Source organism: Natrinema salinisoli (genome assembly GCF_020405205.1).
GTDB lineage: Archaea > Halobacteriota > Halobacteria > Halobacteriales > Natrialbaceae > Natrinema > Natrinema salinisoli.
Window position 1 is genome coordinate 3,299,787 of the sequence record NZ_CP084469.1, and the last position, 26,310, is coordinate 3,326,096.

The following is a 26,310-nucleotide window of genomic DNA, read 5'->3' on the forward strand; positions in this document are numbered from 1 at the left end:
GCGATTGTCGGATCGGGTGCCTCCGCCGACCGAGAGCGGGCGGCTGTCCCCCCTCGATCCGGCACACGGCTACCGACCGAGCGAGTGCCGTTACTCGAGCAGTTGGATCTCGTCGTCCCCGTTCGGAACGGCACAGATGAACGCACCGGGCTCGTCGCCCTCGTTGCGGTACCAGTGGACCGTGCCCGCGGGGATGAGCAGCGAGTCACCGGCTTCGACCTCGTACTCCTCGTCCCCTACCCCGACCGTGTACTCGCCCGCGAGGACGTACTGTTCGTGTTCGACCTCGTTGGTGTGTTCCGGGACGGCGGCATCGGGCTCGAGGACGAACCGCCGGATCGCGACGTTCGGCGCGCCGTGGTCGTCGGCGATCAGGACGCCCTTCTCGAGGCCGTCGGCGGCGTCGACCGTCTCGTACTCGATCTCGTCGGCGCGTCGCAACACAGGCTCGGTCATACCGGATGTGGGCGTCGGATCTACAAAACCGTCCGGGTCGGACGCCGGCAGCACGGTGTTCCTTCCCTACGCCGTCCGCCGAAGTTCCGTGAGAAGATACCGGAGTCTGCCGACGATACCACAGATGAGAACGAGATTGAACGCGATAACGAAGAGCTCCGGGATTCCGATCGCAAGCATAGTCATAAAATAATCTCCCAGCCGTTGGATATGTAGCAGTATTGATTTTCTACTCACCAAGGGTCGATAGCGTTGCGTTCGTCGCCGACGACGGCGCTGTCGCTCGGGAGTGGTAAAATACTGCAGTCAAGTGCCGATACCGTTACGAATTCCGCCTTACAGGCGCTCGACGTTCGTCGCGCGCGGGCCCTTGGGGGCCTGCTCGATGTCGAACTCGAGCTCCTGTCCTTCTTCTAGGTCGGGGCCGCCGATGTCTTCCATGTGGAAGAACACGTCGTCGTCCGCGTCCTCAGTCTCGATGAATCCGTAGCCGCCAGTGTCGTTGAAGAAATCAACGGTTCCTTTCGCCATTGCTTCTGAAGAGAAGCGCCAGGCAGACATAAAGCCTGCGACTCGAGAATCGGTTCGAAAAGCGGATAGAACGGCGGTTCGCTGCCCAGCTATTCCCTGTGGGTGTCACCTCACACACTGTCGCCGCCCTCGAGTCGCTGGACCGAGATCGCGATGAAATAGACCAGCATGAACAGGAAGAACCCGCCGGACAGTCCGACGAGCTCGACGGTGCCGACTCCACCGGGGTTGAGTACGGCGAACGCCGTCATCCCGACGACGAATACCGCGATGATGAACGCCCCGACCCCGTAGTAGAAGCGCAGATCGGACTCGAAGAACGATCGCATAGGTGCGGTGTTTCGTCGGTACGACCAAAACGGTATCGACACGCTCGAGGCGGTCTGCTCACCGCGGTCGACGGGTCCGGATCCGGCGGTCGTCTCGCTCGGCTCGGTTCTGTCAGCCGAAGTTCCTTATAGCACTCCGAACAAACGACCCGTATGACGGAGTACGAGCTCGACGCGGTCGATCGGGAAATCCTCTACGCGTTACAGGAAGAGGCCCGGAACCTCTCCTCGAGCGAGATCGCCGAGCGGACCGAGGCGTCCTCGAGTACGGTTCGAAAGCGGATTCAGCGGCTGGAGTCGGAGGGGGTCATCAAGGGCTACAGCGCGAACATCGATTATACGGAGTCCGGCTATCCGATTCGAATGCTCTTGTTCTGTACGGCACCGATCCCGGAGCGGGGCGAATACATCGACGGGATTCTCGGTATTTCCGGCGTCGTGTCGGTCCAGGAGCTGGTAACGGGTGAGCGCAACCTCCTCGTGACGGTCGTCGGCGAAACTGATAGGGATATCACGCCGATCGCCCAGGAGATTTCGGATATGGGGTTGACGATCACCGACGAAGTGCTCGTTCGCAGTCAACACTCGACGTCGTTCGACGAATTTTCGTCGCAGTGAACTCGATGCCGCCAGCGATCTCTCTCTTCGACGGTGCGGCACGGACGCCGCTTGATTGACCTGATCCCCGCTGTTAGCAGCTCTGTCCCGATATCCGCCTGATTTCCGCCCGACTCTTCGGTCGTCTCCGCCTCCTCGCCTCAGCGAGTGTTATTCAGTACCAAACTAGATGTCGAACGTATTGTTCGAATCGAAGCCTATAATAACCACTCTGTTCATATCTCGATTGAAGACGACCAGCTTTGCAAGTGTTGCCGCGAACGGCGCGCTGTGACAGGACGACCCCTCGCTGGTCCGCGCGTGAAATCGAAGTATGATCGATGACCCATCACTCGACGGCGACGTCGCACAACTCTCCGAACCGAGGCCACCGACTTCGTTCGTCCCGCGAGCGTCGACTTGGACGGTCTGGGCGCTCTTTCTGTGCAGCGTCGGGGTACTCGCCCTGACGATCCGAAGCGGAGCCGGGTGGGAGCTTTCGGACCTCCTGCGAGTCGACGGGCTGACAGCGATCATGTGGGTCGTGGTCACCTTCTTCAGCGGGATCGTCCACAGTTACTCCCGACGATACATGGCGGGCGACCGCGCTATCGATCGGTTCTACGGCCGCGTCTTCGCGTTCACGCTCGTCGTCATGACGATGACCGCCGCGAATCATATCGCGCTGTTTGCGGCCGCGTGGCTGGCGATGGGCCTGGTGATGGCGTCGCTCATCGGACACGTCCGCGACTGGGCGCAGGCCCGGGCCGCCGCGGCGCTCGCTCGGCGGTACTTCCTCGCCAGTAGCGGACTGCTCGCAGCCGCGCTGGTCGCCCTGGCCTGGGCGACGGGGACGACCACCATCACCGGCATTCTCGAGGCCCTCGAGAGCGCGCCGAAAACGGTCACGTTCGTCGCCGCCGTGGCGATCGTTCTCGCGGCGATCATCCAGTCCGCGCTCTTTCCCTTCCACAACTGGCTGCTGTCGTCGATGACCGCACCGACGCCGGCCTCCGCCCTGATGCACGCCGGCTTCGTCAACGCGGGCGGTATCCTACTCACCAGGTTCGCGCCGCTGCTCGCCGACGAACTCGTCGTCATGTCGGCGATCGTCCTCGTCGGCGCGTGCAGCGCCCTGCTCGGCCAGGCGATGGTGCTCGTCCAGCCGAACGTCAAACGCGAACTCGGCTGCTCGACCATGGCTCAGATGGGCTTTATGATACTGCAGGCCGGTCTCGGCTTCTTCGCCGCCGCGATCGCTCACCTCATCCTGCACGGCTTTTACAAGGCGTATCTCTTCCTGTCGTCGGGCGCGACCGTCGAGCAGACGGCACCCGGACACGCCGACCACACCCGACTCGGGTTCCCCGGCGTCGCCGTCAGCCTGCTCACGGCCGTCGGCGGCGGCGTTCTGTTCGGCGTCCTCACCGGGAAGGCGACCAGCCTCGCGTTGAACAGCGGCACCGTCCTGACGATCGTCGTCGTCCTGACGACGCTGACCGCTGCCCGCGACATCCTCCGACGGTCGACGCTACCGACGTCGGTTCGGTTCGTCAGCGTTCCGTTGATCGTCCTGCTCGCCATCGGCGGGTACGCCGTGCTGTTCAACGCCGTCTCGACGATGCTCTCGGGAGTGCCGATGACGTACGTGTCGACCGAGCTGACCGTCGCCCACTACCTCGCCGTCGCCCTGTTCGTCGGCTCCTATCTCGTGACCGAACTGGGCTGGCATCGCTCGAGCACCCGCCTCTACGTCTCGCTGCTGAACGTTTCGAAACCGGATCCGGCGACCATCCTTACCAACAAGGAGGAATACGATGACATCTGACCACGCCGCCGACCAGTGCCGCATCGACGACAGTATCGAACGCGCGGCCGACGCGCTCGGCTCGGTCTGGCCGCTACACTCCTTCGTCACGGCCAACCCCCTCTCGGGGTTCGAAGACGAGCCGTTTCACCGGGCCGTCGCGGAAGGCGAGCGACTGTTCGGCGGCCGCGGCTACCCGCGTCCGTCCGTCTTCCGCCGGGCCTGGGACGACGGTCGGATCGATCCGGACGTGCTGAGCGACGAACTCGAGGCCCGCGGGATCGATCGGGATCCCGAGACGCTCCTCGACGAGCTGGCCGACGCCGAAACGGACGGCGGCACTGATATCGATCCCGCGACGGAGGCCGTCGACCGAGCGCTCTCGAAGTGGCTCGCGGCGTTTCTCGATCACGGCCAGGCGAAGTGGTCGATGCCCAACCGCGAGCAGGGATTCTACGCCGCCTGGCGCGAGGTCGCCCCGTACGACGGCGACGTCCCCGGCTGTAGCGACCCCGACGACCTCCCCCACACGGCGATCGACGCGCTCGAGGCGGTCCTCAGCGACTATCCCGAAGGCCGCTGGGTGGACATCGTCGAACACCACCTCGCCGCGCTCCCCGGCTGGAGCGGATTCGTCAAACAGCGGGCCGACGACGACGCCGATCAGTGGCAACGGGAGTACCCGATCACGCTGAACGGGTATCTCGCGGTGCGGCTGACGCTGGCCGACCTGTTGGACGCGCCGATCGATCCCGACGCCGCCGACGCCGCCAGCGGGGGTACCGGCACTGCCGTCGCCGCCGACGATGACGGCGAGGGCGACGAGGTGCCGCTCCCCGAAATCTGGCTGACCGCGTGGGAGCGGAGCTATCGAGAACGACTCCTCGAGGGGATCGACGATACGGTCACGGATCCGTCCCACGGCGAGGGCTCGCGACCGGCGGCACAGCTCGTGTTCTGCATCGATACTCGCTCGGAGGTGATCCGTCGCCACATCGAAGCCCAGGGTCCCTACGAGACGCACGGCTACGCGGGATTCTTCGGCGTTCCGATGCGCTACCGGGGCTACGACGCCGCGACCGATATCGACGCCTGTCCGCCGATCGTCGACCCGGCCCATCGCGTCGTCGACCGTCCGGCGGACGATTCGGACGCCACGACCGCCCACGATCGATGGACCGGACTGGTGAACGCGGCCCGCAAACACTTCGAGGCGCTCAAGCACAACGTCGTCTCCGCGTTCACGTTCGTCGAAGGCGGTGGGGCCGCCTACGGTTCGGCCATGACGACGCGGACGCTGTCGCCCGGGACCGTCTCCGCGCTCGAGGACGCCCTCGACGAGCGCGTGCCGAGCCGTCACGAGTTCTGTTCCCCCGCCGTCGACGAGGACGAGTACGGCGATCACGCCCACGGCGCGGCCGATCTCCCGCAGGGGATGAGCCTCGAGGAGAAAGTCGAGTACGCCGCGACCGCCTTCGAGCTCATGGGCTGGGAGGAGTTCGCCCGCCTGGTCGTCTTCACCGGCCACGCAAGCGAGACGACGAACAACCCCTTCGACTCGAGCCTCGACTGCGGCGCCTGCGCCGGGAATCCGGGCGGACCGAACGCCCGCGTGCTCGCGACGATCTGTAACGACGAGGCCGTCCGCGAGAGCCTCCGCGACCGCGGCTTCGACGTCCCCGAGGACACCGTCTTCCTCGCGGGCGAACACAACACGACGACCGACGAGATCACCCTGTTCGACGGTGCGGTGCCCGACAGCCACCGGGCGGACCTCGAGACGGTCCGCGAGGACCTCGCCCGCGCGCAGACCGGGGCCGCGGCCGAGCGCACTGCGTCGGTGGACGACGACGAAGCGGCCGTCGACGAGGTGAAACGGAAAGCGGCCGACTGGGCCGAAACCCGCCCCGAGTGGGGGCTGGCCGGGAACGCCTCCTTCGTCATCGGCCCGCGCGAACTCACCGACGATCGGAATCTCGACGGCCGGGCGTTCCTCCACTCCTACGACTGGACGACCGATCCGGACGGCGAGGCGCTCGAGGCGATCCTGGCGGGGCCGCTGGTCGTCACCCAGTGGATCAACAACCAGTACTACTTCGCGACCGTGGACAACGGGGTCTACGGGAGCGGCTCGAAGGTCACCCAGAACCCGGTCGGCAACGTCGGCGTCGTGCAGGGCAACGGCGGCGACCTGATGACCGGCCTGCCACTCCAGTCGCTGAAGATTGGCGACGACCGCCCGTACCACCAGCCGCTCCGCCTGACGGCGGTCGTCCACGCCCCGGTCGACCGCGTGACCGAGATTCTCCGCGAGCACGAGGACGTCCGTCGACTGCTCGACAACGGCTGGATCGGGGACCTGACCGTCCTCGATCCCGAACGCGATAACGCGACCTTCCGCTATCGGGGCGACCTCGAGTGGGAGACCGATGCCGAGGTCGAGGCCACGGCGGAGAGCGGGCCCGCGCCGACCCCACAGCCGGCGGCCGACGACTGAGGCCCCGTTCTCTCTGGTTCCTATCGTCCATTTGGCTACCGAACGCGTACCACCGACTACCGGGAGAGCAGACTGCGGGTCGTCACCTCGTAGCCCTCGGGAACGAGGGCCGCGAGGACGTCGGGGTCGGTCTCGCCGTTGACGGAGACGAGATACGTTCGGCCGGGTTCGTCGCCGTAAATCCCCTGGAAATCGTAGACGAACCCGTAGACGTCGACGGTGTCCGGCACGTCGTCGGCCTCGCGGAGGGACCGCGCCTGGTAGTCGACGTTGTACTCGACGAGCTGGTTGATCACGCGCACGTCGTCCGCGTCGGGGTCGACGAGACCGCTCTCGAGCCCCTCCTCGACGACGGGAACGAGCATGTCGACCCACTTGTCGACCCCCTGCGGACCCGGCGGCCGCTCGCCGGTCGCGACCCGGTAGGCGGCGGTGACGGCGCCACAGCCGGTGTGGCCGACGACGGCGACGACGTCGGTCCCGGTGTGGTGGATCGGATAGAGGATCCCCCCGTCGATGATCCGCTCGCCGTCGTCCTCGTCCCAGACCTGATTTCCGATGTTGCTCGGCGTGAAGACCGCTCCCGGACGGTCGATGCCCCACATACCTTCGTGTGAGACCCGCGAGTCCGAACAACAGATCGCGACGACGGTCGGGTGCTGGCTCGTCTGGACGTCCGCGAAGTAGTCGTCGGGCAGCGACGCGACGTGGCGCTCGTTGCCCGCGAGTAGCCGCTCGAGGATCTCGTGATCAGTCCCCATACGTGACGTACAATGACGCGTCTCAAAAAGATTCGACCGCCGAGGGCCTGAACCGTTGGTTTCGGGCGCGGGGGAGGTACATTCTACCGCGAACTTCCGCGAGCCCAATATTAACCTACTGGAACTTCCATAGGGACGTATGGCAGAAACCAGACAATGGCAACTCGCCAGCCGGCCCGTCGGCGAACCGACCCACGATAACTTCGAACTCGTCACCGTCGACCGGCCCGAACCGGGCGACGGCGAGGTCCTCGTGAAGACGCTGTATCAGTCCGTCGACCCCTACATGCGCGGCCGGATGCGCGATGCGGAATCGTACGCCGAGCCGTGGGACGTCGGCGACCCGATGCGGGCGGGGATCGTCGGCGAGGTCCTCGAGTCCAACGCCGACGGGTTCGACGAAGGCGACGTCGTCACCGGCGACCTCCTCTGGGCGGAGCACGCCGTCGGCGACGCGGACGAACTCCGGAAAGTGAACCCGGAACTCGGCCCGGTCTCGACGGCGCTCGGCGTCCTCGGCATGCCCGGCGTGACGGCCTACTGGGGCCTGCTCGATGTCGGCGACCCGAAGCCCGGCGACACTGTGTTCGTCTCCGCCGCCGCGGGGGCGGTCGGCTCCGTCGTCGGCCAGCTCGCCCGGCTCAACGGCGCGCGCGTCGTCGGGACCGCCGGCAGCGACGAGAAGATCGACTGGCTCACCGAGGAGCTCGGCTTCGACGCCGCGATCAACTACAAGGAGACCGACGATCTCTCCGGTGCCGTGGCCGAGGCCTGCCCGAACGGGATCGACGTCTACTTCGACAACGTCGGCGGCCCGATCACCGATGCCGTCTGGCCACGGCTCAACGAGTTCTCTCGCGTCGCGATCTGCGGCCAGATCTCGCTGTACAACGAGACCGAGGTCCCGACCGGCCCCCGAAAGCTCGCGACGCTCATCGAGAAACGCGCGAAAGTCGAAGGCCTGCTCGTCAGCGATTACGAGGACCGGTGGGGCGAAGCGCTCACGCGACTCTCGCAGTTCATCGGCGAGGGCGAGCTGCAGTACCGCGAGAACGTCGTCGAGGGCTTCGAAAACGCACCCGACGCGTTCCTCGGGCTGTTCGAGGGAGATAACATCGGCAAACAGCTCGTCAAAGTCGCCGAGCGAGACGCGTAAGCGCGGACGGAGAACGTTCCCGAATTTTTGTCGCTCAGTCCGTCAGCCCGTAGCCGATTTTAAACAGGTAGACGTCGATCGCCAAGACGAGGACGGTCCCCGTGGTGAGCACCCCGAGCGAGACCAGCGGCGCGAACTCGGTGTAGGGCGCGGGCAGGATGCTGACTCCGATCAGATCCGAGTAGCCCAGCAGTCCGTACCGGACGCTGTCGACCATGTAGACCATCGGATTTAGCAGGGAGAGGTTCACCTGCCAGGCCTGCTCGAACGTCTCGAGCGAGTAGAAGACCGCACCGAAGAACACCAGCGGCCGGAGGATGAACTGGTTCATCACGGTCAGATCGTCGAAATCCCGGGCGATGAGTCCGCCGATGATGCCGAACCCGGCGAACAGCGACGTGATGACGACCATCGTGGCGACGAGGTAGAGGCCGTGTTCGATGCTGATCGGGACGAACACCCGACCGACGGCGGCGATGATGAGGCCGACGACGAGCCCTCGCACCGCGCTGGCACCGACGTAGGCGACGACCATCTCGACGTAAGATAGCGGTGAGGTCAGCGTCTCGTGGATGTATTCGTTCCACCGGCCGTGGAAGATCGAGAACGAGGCGTTCTCGAACGCGTTCGAGATCGCGCCCAGCACGATGAGGCCGGGGACGATGAAGAGAATGTAGTCGAAGCCGGCGATCTTGTCGATCCGGTTGCCGAGGATCACGCCGAAGACGGCGAAGTAGAGCACGTTCGTGATCGCCGGCGGCATGAACGTGTTCTTGGGCCGGCGGACGAACCGCAGTATCTCGCGGCGGAAGAGCGCGCGGAAGCCCACCGACAGCATCAGGCGACCCCCTCCTGTTCGCGCTCCCGCTCTTGCTCGCGGCTCACCGGCGGTTCCTCGTCCGTGCTGTCCGCCGACGATCGAGTCACGGTCCGATCCTCGCTTCGCGTCAGGTCGACGAAGATCTCCTCGAGCGATGTTCGCGTAATCTCGAGGTCGGCGATCTCGTGGCCCATCGCCTCGAGGTCATTGAGCAACTGCGGCGCGGTCGAGCCGCCGTCGTCGACGCGGACCTCGAGGCGGTCGCCCGATACCGTCGTTTCGTGTGCGTAGGGGCCGAGGTCGGGTTCGGTGGACGGTGTCGACTCGAGGCGCACGGCGATCGTGTCGGTCCCGCGCTGTTTCAGGTCGTCCGGCGTCGCGACGGTCACCTTCCGGCCCTCGTTCATGATCGCGACGCGATCACAGAGGCGTTCGGCCTCCTCGATGTAGTGGGTCGTCAGGAGGATCGTCGTCCCCTCCTCGTTGAGTTCTTGCACGAGTTCCCAGAGGTCGTGCCGGAGCTGGACGTCGACGCCCGCGGTCGGCTCGTCCAGAATGAGCAGATCGGGTTCGGTCACCAGCGCTCGAGCGAGCAGCAGGCGCCGTTTCATCCCGCCGGAGAGCCAGTCGAAGCGCTCGTCGCGCTTGTCGTAGATCCCGACGCGTTTGAGAACCTCGTCGGCTCGGTCGGCGGCTTCGTCTTCGGGGACGCCGTGATAGCCCGCCTTGTGTTTCAAGACTTCTCGAATCGAGAAGAACCGGTCGACGTTGAACTCCTGGGGTGCGAGCCCGATCGCGTCCCGGGCCTGTCGATAGTCGTCCTCGACGTCGTAGCCGAAGACTCGCGCCTCACCGCCGGTCTTGCGAACCAGGCCGACCAGCGTGTTGATGAACGTCGTCTTCCCCGCCCCGTTGGGGCCGAGGAGACCGAAGAACTCGCCTTCCTCGACGGTCAGCGACAGCTCCTGCAGGGCGCGCAACTCACCATACTCTTTCACGAGGTCGACGGTCTCGATGGCCGGTGGCATCGGCCCAGCATCGGCCCCGGCCGCGGTTAAGAATGTTGGTCTCGGCACTCTAGCCGGCCGCTACGGCCGGTAACGGCTCTCATACCCGCTCGCCGATCGTCCTAATCCGCGCTCTGCAGTCGACTCGAGAGCGCGACCGCACCGCTCTGTTGTACGATGTCGAAGGCCGTCATCACGTCGGTCCGCGAGATCAACCCCACGAGGTCGTCGTCTTCGCCCGACGTTTCGCCGCGCGAACCGTCAGCGGACCGGTGGTCCGCGCCATCGATGACGATCAACCGGCCGATATCGTGTTCCCGCATTCGTTCGATGGCCGTCATCGCGTCCGAATCGGCGGTGATCGTCTGCAGATCGGTCGTCATCACGTCTTCGACGGTGTAGGCGTCGCGCTCGACCGGCTCGACGTCGCGGGCGTCGGACAGCGTCACGAGGCCGACGAGTCGTTCCCCCTCGAACGCGTTGCTATCGACGACCGGATAGCCGGTGTGGCGCTCCGTGAACATCCGCTGGATCAGTTCCGCGATCGTCGTCTCCGGCTCGACGGTGTGGAGATCCGCCGCCGACGTCATGATGTCGCCGACGGTGACGTCCTGAAACGCGGCCTTCATGGTCACCTGCTGGGCTTCGCTCGAGGCGGCGATGTAGACGAAGAAGGCGACGCCGATCAGGATGGGGTTGAACGTGACGAAGAGGCCGAACAGCCCCATGGCGACCGCGAAGAGCTTGCCGACGCCGGCGGCCTGTTGGGTCGCCCGCGCGTAGGGTTGGTTACGCGCCAACAGCGCTCGGAGAACGCGACCGCCGTCCATCGGAAAAGCCGGGACCATATTGAAGAACGCGAGTGCGACGTTCAGGATGGCGAGGTAGCCGAGCACGAACCGCGCGCCGCTGAGACTCTCGGGGGTGACGACGAAGAGCCCGTAGGAGCCGACGCCGACCAGAATGCTGACGATCGGGCCGGCGACGGCGATGGTGAGTTCCTGTCGCCAGTTCTCGGGCATCTCCGAGAAGGCGGCGATGCCGCCGAACAGCCAGAGCGTGATCGAGTCGATCGGGAACCCGTAGCGCTGAGCGGTCAGCGAGTGCCCGAGTTCGTGGAGCACGACGCCGACGAACAGGCCGACTGCGGCGGCCAGTCCGAGCAGCCACGGTGACAGCCCACCGGTGATCGAACCGACATCGATCCCCGCCCCGAGTCCGTCGTTCAGTATCCCCGCGACCTCGTCGATCTGCGCGCCGATGAGATACGCGAACAACGGAAGTACCAGCAGGAACGTCAGATCGAGCTTGATCGGGATTCCGAAGAGGGAGCCGATCCGGAAACTCCTCATACCATCTCGTTCCGGCGGCGGAACCTTAAATACGCCGACGAGATGACGGCTCGGTCGCGCAACGTCCTGCCAGCACCGCGCTATACACCCAACCGAATTTCACATTATAGTTTTTCTGACCGTCTCGAGAATAGTGTATAAACACGATAATACTTGCTAGTGACTATATACCCACTTCACCACAGACTTTTACGCGTGTTTGGCATCGGTGGTGGTATGATGCACGAAGCCCAGACGACCGATCCGATCACCCAACTGCCGTCCGAACTCGACTCCGCACAGAGCAAACTCGTCTACCTCACGCTCGAGGCCACCGGCGGAGCCACGACCGACGACCTGAGCCAGCTGCTGAACATGCAGAAACTCTCGATTCTGAGCGTCTGCTCCTCGCTCTCGAGCGAGGGGCTGATCGAACGGCCCGGTGCCGAGTACGTCCTCGCCAACTGAGTCCCGGCCGCAGTCACCGGCTGTCGTCCCCGGAACTGATCCGACGCGGCGCTTCGAAGCCTTTATCCGCGCGGTGGGCCTGCGTTTTCGTAAGTAACCACAACCATGTCAGACAAGCCTGCCTCCATGTACCGGGAAATCAGTAAGCCGGCCTACACGCGCCGCGAATACATTACTGGTATCCCCGGATCGAAGATCGCACAGCACGATATGGGCGATGCCCAGGCGGACGCCGACGACTACCCCGTCCAGATCAGCCTCGTCACGGAAGAAGAGGTCCAGATCCGTCACGGCTCCCTCGAGGCCTCGCGCCTCTCTGCGAACCGTCACATGCTGAAAAACGCCGGCGAGAACAACTACAAGATGGTTCTCCGCAAGTTCCCCCACCACGTCATCCGGGAGAACAAGCAGGCGACGGGCGCAGGGGCAGACCGTGTCTCCGACGGGATGCGCCAGGCCTTCGGGAAGATCGTCGGCACCGCCGCTCGTATCGACGCCGGCGAGCGTATTTTCACCATCTGGTGTGACGTCGACGACGCCGAATTCGCCAAGGACGCGCTCCGCCGCTCCTACAACAAGATCTCGCCGCCGTGTCGCGTCATCGTCGAGCGCGGCGAAGAACAGCTGATCGCATAAACCGAAGTTTTGCTCTGCGGGCGCGGCGAAGCCGCGCCCTCGGCAAAAATTCGATTAAAAGCACTCCTCCCTCCGTTCTATCACTCCTGAGCGGCGCGAAGCGCCGCTCAGTCGTTCGTTCACATCGGTCGTCGGCCCGCTCGTTCGTGCCTTCGGCACTCACTCGCGGTCGGTTCGGTGAACCGCCTGCCCTTCCCCGGGTCCTGCGTCTCTCGCGTCTGCTCGAGACGCACTCCCGGCCGCGGGGAATTCGAGCGTTCGAGCGGTCCGCTCGTCGCCGGACTACACGTTGCGATTACGCCAGCGCCAGTTTGTTCGTTGGTTGCTCAGACGAAAGAATAACGTGGGGTCGCTATGCCATATCGCGTATGGACCGCCGAGGAGTCCTCGCCGCTGCGGGAAGTCTGTTCACGATCTCGGCCGCAGGATGTGCCGCGTTCGAGTCCGAACCCGACGACGAGGACCTGCCGGAACCGGTCGTCGAAGACGTTCGGGTCCCGGCGGTCGAGCACGTCGACCGCGACGTCCTTCCGCCGGTCGAGTCGATCGACGCGGGCTCCGATTCGGACCGCGAGTTCGCCGCGACGTTCGAAAACGCCGGCGACGCCGGTGACGCCGCGATCTCGCTGTACCTCCTCGAGGCGGACGACGACGAGGACGTCCTCACGGCCGGCGCTCCCGCTCGCGTGACCGTCGTCCACTTCGCGGCGGGCGAACGGCGCGACGTCGCCTTCGACGACGTGGCGCCGGAAGGGGACGATGCCTACTACCTCGAGGCACAGATCGGAAGCGTCGAGGCAGACGTCCGAAACGACGGCGAGGAGGGTCTCGTCGAGGTCGTGCTCACTTCGCCGGACGGCGAACCGACGGGCAAACGGCGGACGCTCGAACTGGACGCGGACGCGACCGAGACCATCTCGTTCGACGGGGCGTTCATGCGGGAAGCGTACGACGTGCGGGCGGAGGCAGCCGACCAGTAGCGCCGGTGCTCGAGCACTCCTCGTTTCGGTTCCGCCCTCCTGCTCGAGCCACGAGACACCTTTTTCCCCATCTCCTCCCGAGTACCGCGTATGATCGATCTCGCGGTCGCGAACGACCAGGAAACCTTCGAGCGGATGGGGGAGCCGCTGGCCGAGCGCGGAATAGGGGTTCACCACGTGCCCGTGCGCGAGCGCACGATTCCGCTCGACGAACCGCCGTGGGGTCCCGACGAGTACGACGTCGGCTTCGTCTATCCGGGACGACTCATGGAAGGCGGGGTCGCCGACGCCTTGCTCGAGATCCCGTGGCTCAACGACCACGAAACGGTGTTGACCTCGCGGAACAAGGGCGAGGTGCTGGCGCGACTCGAGCGCGCCGACCTACCGGTCCCGAAATCCGTCTACGTCTCGAACGAGGTCGGCGAGAACGAGTTGGCGGCGGTCTTCGAGCGATTCGAGCCACCGGTCGTCGTCAAGCCCAACTCGACGACGCGGGGGGTCGGCGTCGCGAAGGCCCACGATCTGGACTCCTTTCTGGGGATCTGTGACTACCTCTCGCTGGTTCACGACTACCGGGCGACCGGCGACCAGTCGTTTCTGGTCCAGGAGTACCTGCCGAACGCGACCGATTACCGCGTGATGGTACTCGAGGGGGAGTACGTCGGCGCGGTCGAGCGGCGACTCCCCGACGAGGCGGTCAGCGAGGGCCAGTGGAAGCACAATGTCCACCGCGGGGCGGAGGCGACCGGCGTCGATCTTCCCGATGCGTGGCGCGAACTCGCCGAATCGGTCGCCGCCGAACTCGAGATCCCGTTCGTGGGCGTCGATCTGCTCGAGACGGACGACCGGCTGGTAGTCAACGAGACAAACGCGCGGCCGACGATCGACGAGGAGACGAAGTACGAACCGGACTTTTACGATCGGCTGGCGGCCGCGATACGCACTGCTGCCGACTGAAAATACCGAAAACGAGCGATTCGACCGCGACGGCCCGATTACTCGAGGCTGATGTCCGAGGACTGTTCGGCGCGATCGAAGACGACTTCGAGAACGCCGTTGTTGTAGGTCGCGGAGGCGGTGTGTTCGTTGACCCGGGTCGGCAGGGAGACGCGCTCGTCGTACTGGCGGTGGTCGCTCTCGGCGGAGATGGTCAGGGTTGTGCCGTCGCACTCGAGTTCGATGTTGTCCTTCTCGACGCCGGGGAGGTCGGCGATGATGCGAACCTCGTCGTCGGTTTCGTGGATATCGACGTGCGTGTCCATGCCGAACCCGTTGTCGACGTCCCTCGAGGAGTCGAAATCGACGTTGGCATCGGCTCCGTTCATCATCTCGTTCATCATTCGTTCGATCTCGCGGAACAGATCGTCGAAGGGTTCGTCGCGGTCGTCTCGGCGCATGTGGCCACCTAGGGTGCGGCGTGGCAAAAACTTTCTGTCGTTGCTATACGAGCGGAAATGACCGACGACGGACGCCGGCGGACGCGACGGGTGAGGACTTCGCTCGCTCGTAGCGTCTCGACGACTCGGAACGGAACCGGCTCGTTCGCTCGGACGGCCTACAGACCGATCCCGAGCGCTTCGTCGGTCGTTTCGATGCTCTCCTGGGCGTCGGCCGCGCCGGTCACGGCGCGGATCGCGTCGACGTTCTCCGGCACGACGTCGCTCTCCTGGTGGATCGCCTGGAAGCAGTAGAAGTCCCGTCCGACGGTCGAGATGGACTCCTCCCAGATGCAGTTCTCCCAGATGTCGCCGCGGGGTCGGCCGGCGTCCAGGGCGTACTCCTTGAGTTTCCCGCTGCCGTCGATGTCCATACGCTCGGGGATCGAAAAGAGGCGCGACTCGTCGGCGAACAGTTCGCGAACGTCTGCAGCGTCGACCTCCTCTTCCAACGTGACGTTGAGGCTGTGCATGTGCATCTGCGTCGCGGGGACCTTCATCCCGAGCGTGTCGATATCGAGATCGGGGAAGATGGTCTCGACGTCGGGGCCGTGGTGGGACGGAATCGTCACTGGATTCGGGAGGATGTCGTTGATCGGACCGCGGTCGGACTGGCCGGGGTCGCCGCCGCGCCGAACCAGCGTCGCGCGGACCTTCTCGACGCCGTAGGCCTCTCGGAGCGGCGCGATGACTCGAGAGAGCCCGGTCGTGTTACAGGAGACGACGCGCACGTGGTCGGCGTCGACGGCGTCTTCGAAGTTCGAACGCGCGTTGAAACTCACGTCGGCGATGTCGGCGTCTTCGCCGCCCTGGTAGAGCGCGGGCGTGTCGTACTCCTCGTAGAGTTCTTTGTTCTGGGCGCCGATCCCCGACGGCGTGGCGTCGACGACGACGTCGGCCTCGGCGACGAGGTCCTCGACCGGCCCCGCGATCTCGAGGCCGGCCTGGGCGAACAGCTCCGCGCGCTCCTCGACGGCGGCGTAGAGCGGGAATCCCTTGTCGATCGCTGTCTCGGCTTCGAAGTTCGGGCGCGTCTTCGCGACGCCCAGCACCTCCATGTCGGGCTGTCGTCGAACCGCGTCCGCGACGCGTTTGCCGATCGTGCCGTAGCCGTTGATCGCGACCTGTTGCATGTGCTCGGGAGTGGACCACCGAACGGGATAATCGTTTCGAGGCGTCTCAGCCGATATTCACTCGGTTCGGAGTTCTCGATCGCTCTCGAGGGGGAATGGTCCGACCGTCGTTCCCATATTGACTCGATCCGCGACGGACCCATCAGCATCAGCATCGTCGACCGCGAGGTGATCCCCGACTGGATGGCCGTCTTCTCCTCCGGGCCCAAAACGATAGTCTCCGACGCCCAGTACGACTCGATCGTCTCCTCGAACGTCGGCGACGATGGCCGTGACGAGCGCGTTACCATGTCAGACAGCGACCCAGCATTTCCCTCCCAGAAGGAAGTTCACGACCGATACGACGAATAGGGATGCTCGAGGACGATATCGACTTGTTTTGGGAGCCCCCGATCGAGAAGAAGATAGTCTCCGTCTTCAACCGAACAGCCCTCGGAGTCGCTACCATCTTCGGAGCGTGGCACATCTGGAACCAGAACTGGTGGCCTGTCTCCCTGATATTCTTCATGATGTTCCCTGCCCACTTCTTAGCCTACTGGATAACTGACACGCCGTAAACGATCGACATCCAATTCTGTTTTCCGAATGTGACCCATTCTTTGATATTCAATAACCAATAATTTCATTATATATCTACGTACTGCTAGGTCCATATGATGTGTATAGGCCATTAGTAATATCCAAAAACAATAAAATTTATAACCGCCAAACTACAACTTTCTAACGCGATAATGGCGAAATAAATCGCAGACGCTTCATGCGCGTAAGTGGTACAGCTGCCGGACTGACTGCCATCTCAGGCATGGCGTCTGCTAGTCAGAGCGATGTCAAGAGTAACTTAGACATCAACGTTGAGTCTTTCACTGCAGACGGGGTCAAGTACACTGCATCCGTTGTCCGGAATACTCAAACTGGAGGGATGGACGGTTTTATCCTTCCTACTGAGGCCAATGGCGGTCTCTCTGCCTCTTCGCAGACGGCCGAGCCCCTCTCATCCGATGGCGGGGGGATGTACGAAATCTCCAACGATGTCCTCGAGGACCTCGACAACAGTGCGTTCAAGCCTGATAGTGGGGACGCGGTGACTGCCTCGAGCTCGAGTAGTACCGATCTGTGGGTACAACTCGGTGAAGCGGGTGGTGTCTCTGCTGAATCGGACGGAGTCTCAATCCAAGAAGAGAAGTCGCTCCTGAAGGAGGCAGTGGAACGGATCTCTGATGGTGCCGTGGATGGACTCAACCGTATCGGGGCATACTACATCGATAGTCCAAAAGGGACGGACTGTGATGCTTTTGGTGCTGTAGGCCCTCACCGCCAATTTGGAGCAGCAGTCGATTACGAAGAGTACATCGAGGAGTACGGTTCGAGCATTGTCGGAGGTGTCATTGGTACCATTGTTGGCTCTTACGGTGGTGTTGGGACGGCTGCATTTGGTGCTGCAGTTGGAATCATTCTCGGAGATGGTGTTGCAGACCTGAAACAATCGACGAACCTGACGATGATCTTGCGAGACAAGGACAACTGCTCCTTCGGAATAATGTGCGATAACGCTGAAATCGATGTCTTCTCGAGTGGATACTTCATGGATGAGAGCCGAGAACTCTTCCATATTCCAACCCCCGCTCCAGAAACGAAACATCTTCACTACGGAATGAACAGCGAAATAGTCGATGTGGGTACCCCGTACCGGGAGACGTTGCGGATTTCCCAGTGACTGGCTCCACTACACCTATCAGAGCCCCTTCATTTTTATAGAAGAGAACATAGTACAAAAATATAAAACCAATACTTAAAAATGAAAGAAAAGATATCTAAGTTCTGGGAGCAGGCCAATAAGGACTGGCAGCGTCCGATACTAGGGAATTTGATAGTTGTACTTGGAGTAATAATTTCGATACTTGCATCGGGGATCCTATTCGATGTGATTCTCGGGGTCTCGGATAGTATCCGAGTAACAGCATCAGCTATATCAGCTATGTTGGCAGTAATGCTAGTACATTATAACCTCAAAAAACGAGGGTGGTAAGTCCGAGTATCCCGATTACCCCACCGGAGCGAACGAGTGCTCCGTACTTTTTGATGGCTGTAGAAAACGACAGTAGTGGTCACCAGAAGCTCTCCTACGAGCGCATCACGACTACGGAGGATACGGGCGATCCCGACGTCTGTACCGAGCTCGAGGACACCGGCAGCGATGTCACCGCATTCGTCATCGACGATATGGTCGACCAGTCGGGCAAACTGTGAATCGAACGCCGGTGAACGCAGGGAAGGCAAGACATATCGGTCCACTGAACGCACACGAACGTATGCCAGCACTTCGAGCCGCCGCGGAGACGGCCGTCCGCCAGTGTCTGAATCTCGAGGCCGAGGAGTCGTGTGCGGTCGTCACCGACGACGAGCGCGAACCGATCGGAGAGGCGCTCTACGAGGTCGCCGCCGAGATCACCGACGACGCCGTAATCGTCCGCTATCCGCCGGGTGAGACCCACGGCAGCGAACCGCCGGAACCGGTCGCGGCGGCGATGGCCGGCGCGGACGTCGTCCTCGCGCCGACGACGAAGAGCCTGAGCCACACGCGGGCCCGCACCGAGGCGAACGAGGCAGGTGCGCGGGTCGCGACGCTCCCCGGGATCACCGAGGACGTCTTCACGACGGGGCTCGACGCCGACTACGAATCCATCGCGGCCCACTGCGAGGCGGTCCGCGAGCAGGTCGCCGACGCCGACGAGATCCGCGTCACGACGGACGCCGGGACCGACATCACCTTCGGGGTCGGCGGTCGGGAGTGGTTCTCGGACACCGGTATCGTCCACGAACCCGGCCAGATGTCGAACCTCCCGGCCGGCGAGGTGTTCATCAGCCCGACCACGGCGAACGGACGGTTCGTCGTCGACGGGACGATGCGTCCCCATGGCCTGCTCGAGGACGGCCACCGGCTCACGTTCGATGTCGAAGACGGGCTCGTCACGCACATCTCCGACGACGAAATCCGCGCGACGGTCGAGGACGCGGCTGATGAGGTTGGCGACGCCGCCTACAACCTCGCCGAGCTCGGTATCGGCACGAACGTGGCCGTCACCGAACTCGTCGGCTCGGTGCTGCTCGACGAGAAGGCCGGCGGGACCGTTCACATCGCGATCGGCGACAACGCGGGAATCGGCGGCGAGACGGAAGCGCCGATTCACCTCGACGGAATCCTTCGAGAGCCGACCGTCTTCGCCGAGGGTGAGCCTATCGACCTTCCGCAGCCGGACGATTCCTGATCGGTTCCGCGCCGTTCGACGCTCGGTTCCCTTTTCTTCCGGTCTCGAGCCGAAATTCAGCCGACGTTAGTCGATTAAATCTTCACCGCTTCTGTGAGAACCTAGTGGTTTCAAGTGGAGATAGTGTGAGTTCGGACCGATGAGCGATACTCAGGGGTACGACATTCAGGGAATCGAGTTGACTGATGACAGCTACACGGTCGAGCAGGGACTCGTCCGGAACAAGTACAGGGCGCTCGACGCCGACGGGAACACCGTTCTCAAGGGGAAACAGAAGATGCTGAAGATGAAAGAGGAGTTCCCCTTTACCGACGGCGACGGGAACGAGGTGTTCACCGTGAAGGCTGGCGGTATCATCGACGTCGCGGGGAACTACGTGCTCTCGGACGCCCGGACCGGCGAGGATCTGGTCGTTCTGGACAACGACTACTCCCTGCTGCAGGACACGTGGAAGATCCGCGACGCGACCACCGAGGAGAAACTGGCCGAAATCAACTCCCGCGGTGCGATGGTGACCCTGGCGCGCAACAATGTTCCGTTCGGCGGCTGGATTCCGCACAAGTACGAGATCACGGACCAGGAGGGCGCTCACGTGGGCTCGATCGACGGCCAGTTCTCGCTGCGCGACCGCTACGAGATCACGATCGACGACGCCAGTTCCGTCCCGAAAGAGCCCGTCGTGGCCGCGGCGATGGTCATCGACGCGATTCAGGGGCACTAGCCAGTTTCGACCCGGCCGTACGGCTCCACCGGCCGACACGTGGGATCTCCGCTGGGGACGGTAGCCGGGGAGAGGGCTACCACGGGTTCAATCGCTTTTTAGGTACGTAGCCGCTACACCGTCCATGAACGATATTCCGGAGCGCGTTCCGACGGTCTGTCCGTCGTGCTCGCCGGACCTCGAGACGGTCCACGAAGTACTCACGGACGGCGGCGGGACCCTCACCGTTCGGTGCAGCGAGTGTAGTCACGTCCACAAGATCCAGCCCGACCGCGAGCGCGAAGTCACGCTCGACGTCGTCGTCTCTCAGGGCGGTGAATCCTTCACTGCGAACGTCACTACCCCCGAAGACGAGACCATCGAGGTCGGCGACGAGTTCATACTCGAGACCGAGGAAGTGCTCTCGACGGTTCGCGTGACCAGCGTTGAACTCGACGGACAGAAGCGTGTCGAGGAGGCTCCCGCCGACGAGATCGAGACCGTCTGGACCCGCGAGGTCGACAACGTGGGCGTCAACGTGACGGTTCACCCGCAGGACGGCTCGAGAGACGACAGTCGGAGCATCACGGTCCACGTGCCGGGCGACTACGAGTTCGAGGTCGGTGCAGTCGAATCCTTCGGCGACGACGAGTTCGAAATCGACGCTTTCGTCGTCCGGAAGGACGCCGACGGCTACCGCCGAGACCGCTTCGAGGAAGCGGGCGATACCGCCTTCGCGAAGGACATCAAGCGGGTCTACGCCTACGACGAGCAGAGCAGCGCCTGGTCTGCTTGGTAAGCGATCCGCGGCGGCGCGTCCCGACCGGTCGAACACCGGTACTCGCTACCCGATTCCCTACTATTCTCGAGTCCGTACGTGATCGCACACCATGTCCGATACCCACGAGGATCGACGCCAGCAGATGGTCGAAACGGTCGCGCCGCGCGTCGACGATGATCGCGTTCTCGAGGCCCTCGAGGCGGTCCCGCGCCACGAATTCGTCCCGCCGGACCGTCGGGACAGCGCCTACGCGGACCGTCCGCTTCCGATCGGTGACGGACAGACGATCAGCGCGCCGCACATGGTCGCGATCATGGCCGACCTGCTCGAGGCCGATCCCGGCGACGACGTCCTCGAGATCGGCACCGGCTGTGGCTATCACGCCGCGGTAACCGCCGAACTGGTCGGTGACGAGAACGTCTACACCGTCGAGTACGGCGAAGAGCTTGCCCGGCAGGCCCGCGACCGGCTCGCGGAACTGGGCTACGACGGCGTCTCGATCCGCGTCGGCGACGGTCGCGAGGGCTGGGCCGAGCACGCGCCCTACGACGCCGCCTACCTCACCTGCGCGACGCCGTCGCTTCCGGAGCCGGTCGTCGACCAGCTTCGACCCGGCGGTCAGCTGCTCGCACCGGTCGGGACCGGTCGCCAGCGGCTCGTGGCGGCGACGAAGCGGTCCGACGGCTCGCTCGCTCGAACCGAACGCGGCGGCGTTCGGTTCGTCCGGATGCGCGGCTAGATCCGCGGACCGCGCAAGCGCGCCATTGATTACGACCGCTCCGATAGCTGGCGTATGGACCCCGCGGTACTGCGAGAGGATATGGTCGACGGCCTCGAGTCCCCACCCAGGGACGTCCTCGCCGACGAGGACCTCGCCGTCGCGATGCGCGACGTCCCGCGACACGCGTTCGTCGGCGACGAGCGGACGGCCTACGCCGAACGCGACCACGAGGCGCTCGGCACCCGCGTTCTCGCACCGAGCACGGTCGCCCGCCTCTTCGAAGCGCTCGCCCTCGAGGAGGACGGTAGCGTACTGATCGTCGGCGTTGGAGTCGGCTACACGGCCGCGCTGGCGGCCGAACTCGTCGGCGAGACGAACGTCCACGCCGTCGACATCTCCCGCCCGCTGGTCGTCGAGGCGCGACGGAACCTCGCGGAGGCGGGATACGACGGCGTCCTCGTCGACTGCCGCGACGGCGCGAACGGGCTCTCCGAGTACGCCCCCTTCGATCGCATCCTGCTCGAGGCCGCCGCCGTCGATCCGCCCCGCGCGCTGCTCGAGCAATTGTCCGATGAGGGGCGGCTGGTCTTCCCGCGAGGAACCCAGCAACAGCGGCTCGAGGCGGTTTCTGCCGACGGCGAGACGGACACGTACGACCCAATTTCCTTCGCCCCGCTGTTGGTCGAGGGCGAACAGTCGGGGGCCGTCGAGCGGAACCGAACGACGCGCGAGGACCGCGAGCGAGCATATCGTCGCGCCGAATCCCGACGCGGCTGGGAGCAGGACTGGATCGAGTGGGAGGAGACGATCGATCAGCAGTCCCGGCGAAAGCGATCTCGGTAGCTGATCGTCGCGGCGAACGTCCGTGCAGACCTGCCTCTGGACCGACTCCGACAGCTTCGTTTCCGGGTAACGTCCGAGAAACCGGCTGCTGGCGTCTGGGAGTATCGAAATCGCAATCACCGGCCGTGTCTCGTCGTTTCCCGAGAAGCAGTGATGCGTCTGTCCGTTGGTCTGGTGGAAAGGGGTGGGGGGAAAGGGGGGGTGGCGACAGTCTGTCTCAGATCGCCACTTAGAGGTACACACTGGAGGGGGTTAAAAATAACTTCTAACTGATTAGTGGGGCTAAATCACAATCTCTAACTAATTAGCACCAATCAGAAGAATAGCTAACGACAATTATCATTTGATGCCGGTCGCCTGATTTGAAGCTGAACTCGACGATGCATCTCTCGGAAACGGAGATAGTCGTCCTGAAAACCGCTACGGCGACTGGTACCGTGCGGAAGATCGTCTCCGCTCATCCCGCTTCGTCTCTGAAGCGAACCGAGGGATCGCGGTCGCTACCGAATAGTGGTTCGCGGAAAGGGGGTGGGGGGATTGGGGTGGCGAGGGATAATCCCTGATCGCCATGTTGTGATATGATTTGCCGATTGTTAAGTATAGTTTTTAACTAGTTAGGGCCTTCTCGAACCATGCTCTAATTAATTAGAATGTCCGTCGAAGGCCAACGTCACGAGTTTCCGTTCGGCTGCCCGCAGGTGGTAGTGATACGTCGGCGACGAGACGTCGAGTGCATCCGCGAGGTCCTCGCCAGTACTCTCGCGCGGCCATTCGAAGAAGCCGCTGTAGTGAGCAGCCTGCAGCGCTTCGAACTGCTTGTCCGTGAGCCGCTCCGCGAGGTGGGTGTCAAGTCGTCGTGCCGAACGCGTATGTGTGGTCTCCCGTTTGGCCACCAGTTCCGTCTCCGGATACTCCTCCTGGATCGCTTCCACCAGCGACCGCGTCTCGACTCCCTGTGGCACCTCGAGGACGAGCGTCGCCGTCCCGTCCTCGGCCGTCGCCATCCGTATCTGAACGTCGTAGATCCGCAGCACGTCGAGAAACGGCGTCGACGTTACCGTTAGTTCGAACAGCGTCTCTTCGTCGCCCTCGGACACAACCGACAGCGTCTCGATCGACGCCCACTCGTTCTCGAGGGCAGTCAACGACGCCGTCACCGGCGCACTGACGAACAGTACGATCCCGTCCTCGCCGCGGTCGATGACGCCATCGAGCGTTATCCGTTCGCTCCCCGCGAGTCGGTCCGAGAGCCGATTGAGCAGCAATCGCGAATCCCCGACGGCGAGTTCCAGCTCGAGCCGGCTGTCGGTTAGCATCGCCTGCGTTTGCTCGACCGATCGGATCGCGTGGCCGATGGTTTCCCCGAGTTCGGCGAGGACTTCCCGCTCGCTTTCGCCGACCGAATCGGCACCCGCGACGTGAACGACGAGGACACCGTACCGGCGTTCGTCAGCGACGAGGGGCACCCCGAGCACCGTCTGGTAGCCGTATGTCAACGCTTCCTTGCGCCGCGATCGCCACTGATCGTCCTCGAGGACGTCGTGTATCAACTGTAACCGTCCCGACTCGAGGATCTCTCGGACCAGCGTGATCTCGGGGGCGCAATCGCCGTCGCCGCGGATCGTGTCGATGTAGGCTGCGTCGATCCCGGACCATGCGGTCGGCGTCGGCGGTTCGTCGTCGCTCGCGGCGATCCAGGCGAAGCGATATCGGTCCGTCTCCGCGAGACGATCGCACACCGTTTCTTCGATCGCCGCTCGCGTCGACGCCTGCGCGACGCCGTGGTTGATCTCCCGAACGATCTCGTTCGTGTGGTTGAGTCGCGTCAGTTCCTCGTTTTGCCGCGTGAGCGTTCGGTCGTGGTCGCGGAGCAACTGCTCCCGTTCGGCCCGGTCCAGCGCGGCCTCGGTGTTGGCCGCCAGAATGTGCAACAGCTCGGTCATCGTCTCGTCGAATCCGTCGACATCCTCGCAGCCCGCGACCAGCACGCCGTGTGTCCCGAGTGGAACGATCAACTCGCTTCGGCCCGACGCACCCGTCGCCTCGACGCTATCCTCGCGCGTCACGTCTTCGTAGTAGGCGCTTTCCCCCTCCGAGAACACGTCCCAGACCAGTCCCTCGCCCCGCTCGAAGGTCTCCGCCGGATCGCCACGCTCGGGGGATCGCCGCGTCGATGCCGCGTGCACGAGGCTGCCCGCAGTGGGTTCGAACGCGTACGACGCGGCGACCGCCACGTCGAGGATATCGCTTGCGGTCTCGACCGCCGACCGGTAGATCTCGTCTTTGGTCTCCGCTCGCATCAGATCCCGCGTCGTCTCGTGTAACGTCGTCAGCGTCCGTTCGTAACGGCGCTCGCTCTCCCGGAGCTCCGTCTCCGTGCGGTACTGGGCGACCGCGTTCGTGATCTGATTCGCCAGCAACGCGTACTGCTTCTTTCCGGACTCCTTCTGCAGATACTGCGTCACGCCCGCCGCGATCGCCTCGCTCGCGATCTCCTCCGATCCCCGCCCGGTGAAGAGCACGAATGGGAGATCGGGATCGTCGTCGCGAACGCGCTCGAGCAACTCGAGCCCCGTCATCTCCGGCATCTCGTAATCGCTGACGATACAGTCGACGGCCCGCCGTTCGAGGACCGCGAGCGCTTCCGCGCCGTCCGTCGCCGCTTCGGCCTCGATCGCGTCGTGCTCGCGCTCGAGCATCTCTCCGGCGAGATCCGCGAATCCCGGTTCGTTGTCGACGACGAGTACAGTGATCGGTTTCGTCATTGATTTGCCTGTCCGCTGTTCCGTTTGTCGACACATCGACGAAGGCATACTAAACAATTAGCATTCGGCTCGAACCTGCTCGAACCACCTAGTATCTCTGTCGTCCCTGATCGTGGGAACTCACGGAATATCTCCGTCGAATTCGTATTCGCCTGCCCAGTTGATTGACGGATGATCGATTTCGGATTCGAAGCGGAGCTCCATCTTCTGCTCCGTCGCGTCGACTGCATCGACCCAATAAAACCGCTCGTTTTCGGGATAGTAGACCAGAAACGCGTCGATTAACCCGTGATACGTCTCTTCGTGATAGACGCCGTTCTTCGTCGTTTGCGAGTGGGTGCTAAATCGGAGTGTTTTCGCTTTGTTCGACCATCCAGTCTTGCACTGTACTCGGTGGAGTTCAGTCCCATCGTCGACGACGAGATCGTACTTGTCGTTATCTCCGAACGGAACTGAGACGCTGTAGCCACAGGCAACGAGTTCGGATAGGGCCCTCGCCTCGGTTTCGTCACCGATTGCTTTCGAATTTCGCATAGCAGAATGCGCCTCCCTCTATTATAAGAATGATCGGACAACCCAGCGGTATAGAACGCCTCTGAGCTTCGTCTTTCGAGAACCAGCTGCTCGATCGCTCGTCGTTTGGTTCCTCGAGAAAGCGCCCGAGGCGGGATTTGAACCCGCGTCACAACCGTGACAGGGTTGTATGATGGGCCACTACACCACCCGGGCAACCTGCAACTCTTCATTTCCCGGTAACACTATTAAGGGTTTTGCTCTCCGGTTCTGTGTTCTGTTCGGTGACATAAGCCTCGTTTCGCGAAGCGGGGAATATGCTACCGTCGGCTGGTCGTTTCCGATAGCCGAATTGTATTTAGAAAATGATTGAATTGCGAACCCGAGGGTGAGTGCTGAAATAGGTAAAGCGACTCGCATCGCTCGTCGTTTAGGTCCTCGAGAAAGCGCCCGAGGCGGGATTTGAACCCGCGTCACAACCGTGACAGGGTTGTATGATGGGCCACTACACCACCCGGGCAACCTGCAACTCTTCATTTCCCCGACGGAGTATTAAGGGTTTTCAATCGAACACCGTATGGTACGGTCAATCGGGACACGATTCCCCGCTCGAGTCCGCCACACATATAGAATCATGTTACCAAATTTCACGGCCCACAAGGAATATAACTGAGAACCGGATACTCTCAGGTGTGATCGACGGTTCCGGTCAGGTTCGCCCGGCCGGATAGCCCCGCTTGTGCATCGAGTTAGAAACCGTTAAATGCCTCCCGCCG

28 protein-coding genes and 2 tRNA genes are annotated in these 26,310 nt (G+C 63.2%); 17 read left to right on the forward strand and 13 right to left on the reverse strand.

Translation table 11 applies throughout. The features are described from left to right. Positions 1–90: 90 nt before the first annotated feature. From LDB05_RS16305 to LDB05_RS16315, 3 genes are all read right to left on the reverse strand, one after another. Positions 91–456: a cupin domain-containing protein gene (locus tag LDB05_RS16305; protein ID WP_226005041.1), complete on the reverse strand. Its 366-nt coding sequence runs from the start codon at positions 454–456 to the stop codon at positions 91–93. A 336-nt stretch (positions 457–792) separates the two neighbouring features. Continuing rightward, on the reverse strand, positions 793–987 hold the full coding sequence (locus tag LDB05_RS16310) for a cold-shock protein (protein ID WP_005554588.1): 195 nt from the start codon (positions 985–987) through the stop codon (positions 793–795). 110 nt (positions 988–1,097) lie between these two features. After that, the gene (locus LDB05_RS16315) at positions 1,098–1,316 is read right to left on the reverse strand and encodes a hypothetical protein (protein WP_226005042.1); all 219 of its coding nucleotides are present in this window, start codon (positions 1,314–1,316) and stop codon (positions 1,098–1,100) included. A 153-nt stretch (positions 1,317–1,469) separates the two neighbouring features. Between LDB05_RS16315 and LDB05_RS16320 the strand changes: the two genes are divergently transcribed. From LDB05_RS16320 to LDB05_RS16330, 3 genes are all read left to right on the forward strand, one after another. Further along, positions 1,470–1,934, forward strand: a complete 465-nt coding sequence (locus LDB05_RS16320) for an Lrp/AsnC family transcriptional regulator (protein WP_226005043.1) — start codon at positions 1,470–1,472, stop codon at positions 1,932–1,934. A 313-nt stretch (positions 1,935–2,247) separates the two neighbouring features. Continuing rightward, complete coding sequence (locus tag LDB05_RS16325) at positions 2,248–3,741, forward strand: proton-conducting transporter transmembrane domain-containing protein (protein WP_226005044.1); 1,494 nt, start codon at positions 2,248–2,250, stop codon at positions 3,739–3,741. After that, positions 3,731–6,217, forward strand: a complete 2,487-nt coding sequence (locus LDB05_RS16330) for a DUF2309 domain-containing protein (protein WP_226005045.1) — start codon at positions 3,731–3,733, stop codon at positions 6,215–6,217. Before LDB05_RS16325 ends, LDB05_RS16330 begins: the two co-directional genes overlap by 11 nt. Before the next feature lie 56 nt (positions 6,218–6,273). Here LDB05_RS16330 and LDB05_RS16335 read toward each other — a convergent pair whose 3' ends face one another. After that, positions 6,274–6,978, reverse strand: a complete 705-nt coding sequence (locus tag LDB05_RS16335) for a carbonic anhydrase (RefSeq protein ID WP_226005046.1) — start codon at positions 6,976–6,978, stop codon at positions 6,274–6,276. A gap of 139 nt (positions 6,979–7,117) precedes the next feature. Between LDB05_RS16335 and LDB05_RS16340 the strand changes: the two genes are divergently transcribed. Further along, entirely contained in the window at positions 7,118–8,134 is a 1,017-nt protein-coding gene (locus LDB05_RS16340; protein WP_226005047.1) for an NADP-dependent oxidoreductase, read from the forward strand. A gap of 34 nt (positions 8,135–8,168) precedes the next feature. On the opposite strand, the gene LDB05_RS16345 is transcribed toward LDB05_RS16340, so the two are convergent. The 3 genes from LDB05_RS16345 to LDB05_RS16355 all read right to left on the reverse strand — a co-directional run bounded on the left by LDB05_RS16345 (position 8,169) and on the right by LDB05_RS16355 (position 11,313). After that, positions 8,169–8,972, reverse strand: coding sequence for an ABC transporter permease (locus tag LDB05_RS16345; RefSeq protein WP_226005048.1), 804 nt, complete (start codon positions 8,970–8,972; stop codon positions 8,169–8,171). Then, a complete protein-coding gene (locus LDB05_RS16350; protein WP_226005049.1) occupies positions 8,972–9,982 on the reverse strand; it encodes an ABC transporter ATP-binding protein in 1,011 nt (336 codons plus the stop codon). Before LDB05_RS16350 ends, LDB05_RS16345 begins: the two co-directional genes overlap by 1 nt. 101 nt (positions 9,983–10,083) lie before the next feature. Then, complete coding sequence (locus LDB05_RS16355; RefSeq protein ID WP_226005050.1) at positions 10,084–11,313, reverse strand: site-2 protease family protein; 1,230 nt, start codon at positions 11,311–11,313, stop codon at positions 10,084–10,086. 216 nt (positions 11,314–11,529) lie between these two features. On the opposite strand from LDB05_RS16355, the gene LDB05_RS16360 reads away from it, so the two are divergent. The 4 genes from LDB05_RS16360 (at position 11,530) to LDB05_RS16375 (ending at position 14,333) form a co-directional block, all read left to right on the forward strand. Continuing rightward, the gene (locus LDB05_RS16360) at positions 11,530–11,760 is read left to right on the forward strand and encodes a MarR family transcriptional regulator (RefSeq protein ID WP_226005051.1); all 231 of its coding nucleotides are present in this window, start codon (positions 11,530–11,532) and stop codon (positions 11,758–11,760) included. 105 nt (positions 11,761–11,865) lie between these two features. Beyond that, positions 11,866–12,396 carry a 50S ribosomal protein L16 gene (locus tag LDB05_RS16365; protein ID WP_226005052.1) on the forward strand — a complete coding sequence of 177 codons (531 nt, stop codon included), beginning with the start codon at positions 11,866–11,868 and terminating at the stop codon, positions 12,394–12,396. 368 nt (positions 12,397–12,764) lie between these two features. Then, entirely contained in the window at positions 12,765–13,376 is a 612-nt protein-coding gene (locus tag LDB05_RS16370) for a hypothetical protein (RefSeq protein ID WP_226005053.1), read from the forward strand. 90 nt (positions 13,377–13,466) lie between these two features. Next, positions 13,467–14,333, forward strand: a complete 867-nt coding sequence (locus tag LDB05_RS16375; protein WP_226005054.1) for an ATP-grasp domain-containing protein — start codon at positions 13,467–13,469, stop codon at positions 14,331–14,333. A 38-nt stretch (positions 14,334–14,371) separates the two neighbouring features. On the opposite strand, the gene LDB05_RS16380 is transcribed toward LDB05_RS16375, so the two are convergent. Both LDB05_RS16380 and LDB05_RS16385 read right to left on the reverse strand, forming a co-directional pair. Further along, a complete protein-coding gene (locus LDB05_RS16380; protein WP_226005055.1) occupies positions 14,372–14,773 on the reverse strand; it encodes an Hsp20/alpha crystallin family protein in 402 nt (133 codons plus the stop codon). Positions 14,774–14,931: 158 nt separating this feature from the next. Next, positions 14,932–15,945: a type II glyceraldehyde-3-phosphate dehydrogenase gene (locus LDB05_RS16385; protein ID WP_226005056.1), complete on the reverse strand. Its 1,014-nt coding sequence runs from the start codon at positions 15,943–15,945 to the stop codon at positions 14,932–14,934. Between the two features lie 168 nt (positions 15,946–16,113). On the opposite strand from LDB05_RS16385, the gene LDB05_RS16390 reads away from it, so the two are divergent. From LDB05_RS16390 to LDB05_RS16430, 9 genes are all read left to right on the forward strand, one after another. Further along, complete coding sequence (locus tag LDB05_RS16390) at positions 16,114–16,296, forward strand: hypothetical protein (RefSeq protein WP_226005057.1); 183 nt, start codon at positions 16,114–16,116, stop codon at positions 16,294–16,296. A gap of 2 nt (positions 16,297–16,298) precedes the next feature. Next, positions 16,299–16,502, forward strand: a complete 204-nt coding sequence (locus LDB05_RS16395) for a hypothetical protein (RefSeq protein ID WP_226005058.1) — start codon at positions 16,299–16,301, stop codon at positions 16,500–16,502. A 200-nt stretch (positions 16,503–16,702) separates the two neighbouring features. Then, positions 16,703–17,659 (forward strand): hypothetical protein, encoded by a 957-nt coding sequence (locus LDB05_RS16400; RefSeq protein WP_226005059.1) that lies wholly within the window; start codon positions 16,703–16,705, stop codon positions 17,657–17,659. Positions 17,660–18,024: 365 nt separating this feature from the next. Continuing rightward, a complete protein-coding gene (locus LDB05_RS16405; protein ID WP_226005060.1) occupies positions 18,025–18,192 on the forward strand; it encodes a hypothetical protein in 168 nt (55 codons plus the stop codon). Between the two features lie 62 nt (positions 18,193–18,254). Next, on the forward strand, positions 18,255–19,211 hold the full coding sequence (locus LDB05_RS16410) for an aminopeptidase (RefSeq protein WP_226005061.1): 957 nt from the start codon (positions 18,255–18,257) through the stop codon (positions 19,209–19,211). A gap of 139 nt (positions 19,212–19,350) precedes the next feature. After that, positions 19,351–19,932: an LURP-one-related/scramblase family protein gene (locus LDB05_RS16415; protein WP_226005062.1), complete on the forward strand. Its 582-nt coding sequence runs from the start codon at positions 19,351–19,353 to the stop codon at positions 19,930–19,932. 124 nt (positions 19,933–20,056) lie between these two features. Further along, the gene (locus LDB05_RS16420; protein WP_226005063.1) at positions 20,057–20,710 is read left to right on the forward strand and encodes an HVO_0476 family zinc finger protein; all 654 of its coding nucleotides are present in this window, start codon (positions 20,057–20,059) and stop codon (positions 20,708–20,710) included. Positions 20,711–20,801: 91 nt separating this feature from the next. After that, entirely contained in the window at positions 20,802–21,431 is a 630-nt protein-coding gene (locus LDB05_RS16425) for a protein-L-isoaspartate(D-aspartate) O-methyltransferase (protein WP_226005064.1), read from the forward strand. 54 nt (positions 21,432–21,485) lie between these two features. After that, complete coding sequence (locus LDB05_RS16430; protein WP_226005065.1) at positions 21,486–22,256, forward strand: protein-L-isoaspartate O-methyltransferase family protein; 771 nt, start codon at positions 21,486–21,488, stop codon at positions 22,254–22,256. A 641-nt stretch (positions 22,257–22,897) separates the two neighbouring features. Here the strand turns inward: LDB05_RS16430 and LDB05_RS16435 are convergent. From LDB05_RS16435 to LDB05_RS16450, 4 genes are all read right to left on the reverse strand, one after another. Next, positions 22,898–25,021: a bacterio-opsin activator domain-containing protein gene (locus tag LDB05_RS16435; RefSeq protein WP_226005066.1), complete on the reverse strand. Its 2,124-nt coding sequence runs from the start codon at positions 25,019–25,021 to the stop codon at positions 22,898–22,900. Between the two features lie 120 nt (positions 25,022–25,141). After that, the gene (locus LDB05_RS16440) at positions 25,142–25,555 is read right to left on the reverse strand and encodes a group I intron-associated PD-(D/E)XK endonuclease (protein ID WP_226005067.1); all 414 of its coding nucleotides are present in this window, start codon (positions 25,553–25,555) and stop codon (positions 25,142–25,144) included. A gap of 122 nt (positions 25,556–25,677) precedes the next feature. Beyond that, positions 25,678–25,750: transfer RNA gene (locus tag LDB05_RS16445), tRNA-Asp, on the reverse strand. Between the two features lie 231 nt (positions 25,751–25,981). Next, positions 25,982–26,054: transfer RNA gene (locus LDB05_RS16450), tRNA-Asp, on the reverse strand. Between the last annotated feature and the right edge of the window lie 256 nt (positions 26,055–26,310).

What these genes read in the sequence shown, in the direction of transcription:
- LDB05_RS16320 (WP_226005043.1), top strand. Translation starts at nt 1,470, where the DNA reads ATGACGGAGTACGAGCTCGACGCGGTCGATCGGGAAATCCTCTACGCG.
- LDB05_RS16405 (WP_226005060.1), top strand. Translation starts at nt 18,025, where the DNA reads ATGGCTGTAGAAAACGACAGTAGTGGTCACCAGAAGCTCTCCTACGAG.
- LDB05_RS16325 (WP_226005044.1), top strand. Translation starts at nt 2,248, where the DNA reads ATGATCGATGACCCATCACTCGACGGCGACGTCGCACAACTCTCCGAA.
- LDB05_RS16395 (WP_226005058.1), top strand. Translation starts at nt 16,299, where the DNA reads ATGCTCGAGGACGATATCGACTTGTTTTGGGAGCCCCCGATCGAGAAG.
- LDB05_RS16380 (WP_226005055.1), bottom strand. Translation starts at nt 14,773, where the DNA reads ATGCGCCGAGACGACCGCGACGAACCCTTCGACGATCTGTTCCGCGAG.
- LDB05_RS16305 (WP_226005041.1), bottom strand. Translation starts at nt 456, where the DNA reads ATGACCGAGCCTGTGTTGCGACGCGCCGACGAGATCGAGTACGAGACG.
- LDB05_RS16440 (WP_226005067.1), bottom strand. Translation starts at nt 25,555, where the DNA reads ATGCGAAATTCGAAAGCAATCGGTGACGAAACCGAGGCGAGGGCCCTA.
- LDB05_RS16330 (WP_226005045.1), top strand. Translation starts at nt 3,731, where the DNA reads ATGACATCTGACCACGCCGCCGACCAGTGCCGCATCGACGACAGTATC.
- LDB05_RS16370 (WP_226005053.1), top strand. Translation starts at nt 12,765, where the DNA reads ATGGACCGCCGAGGAGTCCTCGCCGCTGCGGGAAGTCTGTTCACGATC.
- LDB05_RS16335 (WP_226005046.1), bottom strand. Translation starts at nt 6,978, where the DNA reads ATGGGGACTGATCACGAGATCCTCGAGCGGCTACTCGCGGGCAACGAG.
- LDB05_RS16410 (WP_226005061.1), top strand. Translation starts at nt 18,255, where the DNA reads ATGCCAGCACTTCGAGCCGCCGCGGAGACGGCCGTCCGCCAGTGTCTG.
- LDB05_RS16400 (WP_226005059.1), top strand. Translation starts at nt 16,703, where the DNA reads ATGCGCGTAAGTGGTACAGCTGCCGGACTGACTGCCATCTCAGGCATG.
- LDB05_RS16355 (WP_226005050.1), bottom strand. Translation starts at nt 11,313, where the DNA reads ATGAGGAGTTTCCGGATCGGCTCCCTCTTCGGAATCCCGATCAAGCTC.
- LDB05_RS16420 (WP_226005063.1), top strand. Translation starts at nt 20,057, where the DNA reads ATGAACGATATTCCGGAGCGCGTTCCGACGGTCTGTCCGTCGTGCTCG.
- LDB05_RS16360 (WP_226005051.1), top strand. Translation starts at nt 11,530, where the DNA reads ATGATGCACGAAGCCCAGACGACCGATCCGATCACCCAACTGCCGTCC.
- LDB05_RS16425 (WP_226005064.1), top strand. Translation starts at nt 20,802, where the DNA reads ATGTCCGATACCCACGAGGATCGACGCCAGCAGATGGTCGAAACGGTC.
- LDB05_RS16310 (WP_005554588.1), bottom strand. Translation starts at nt 987, where the DNA reads ATGGCGAAAGGAACCGTTGATTTCTTCAACGACACTGGCGGCTACGGA.
- LDB05_RS16345 (WP_226005048.1), bottom strand. Translation starts at nt 8,972, where the DNA reads ATGCTGTCGGTGGGCTTCCGCGCGCTCTTCCGCCGCGAGATACTGCGG.
- LDB05_RS16340 (WP_226005047.1), top strand. Translation starts at nt 7,118, where the DNA reads ATGGCAGAAACCAGACAATGGCAACTCGCCAGCCGGCCCGTCGGCGAA.
- LDB05_RS16415 (WP_226005062.1), top strand. Translation starts at nt 19,351, where the DNA reads ATGAGCGATACTCAGGGGTACGACATTCAGGGAATCGAGTTGACTGAT.
- LDB05_RS16315 (WP_226005042.1), bottom strand. Translation starts at nt 1,316, where the DNA reads ATGCGATCGTTCTTCGAGTCCGATCTGCGCTTCTACTACGGGGTCGGG.
- LDB05_RS16430 (WP_226005065.1), top strand. Translation starts at nt 21,486, where the DNA reads ATGGACCCCGCGGTACTGCGAGAGGATATGGTCGACGGCCTCGAGTCC.
- LDB05_RS16365 (WP_226005052.1), top strand. Translation starts at nt 11,866, where the DNA reads ATGTCAGACAAGCCTGCCTCCATGTACCGGGAAATCAGTAAGCCGGCC.
- LDB05_RS16435 (WP_226005066.1), bottom strand. Translation starts at nt 25,021, where the DNA reads ATGACGAAACCGATCACTGTACTCGTCGTCGACAACGAACCGGGATTC.
- LDB05_RS16350 (WP_226005049.1), bottom strand. Translation starts at nt 9,982, where the DNA reads ATGCCACCGGCCATCGAGACCGTCGACCTCGTGAAAGAGTATGGTGAG.
- LDB05_RS16385 (WP_226005056.1), bottom strand. Translation starts at nt 15,945, where the DNA reads ATGCAACAGGTCGCGATCAACGGCTACGGCACGATCGGCAAACGCGTC.
- LDB05_RS16375 (WP_226005054.1), top strand. Translation starts at nt 13,467, where the DNA reads ATGATCGATCTCGCGGTCGCGAACGACCAGGAAACCTTCGAGCGGATG.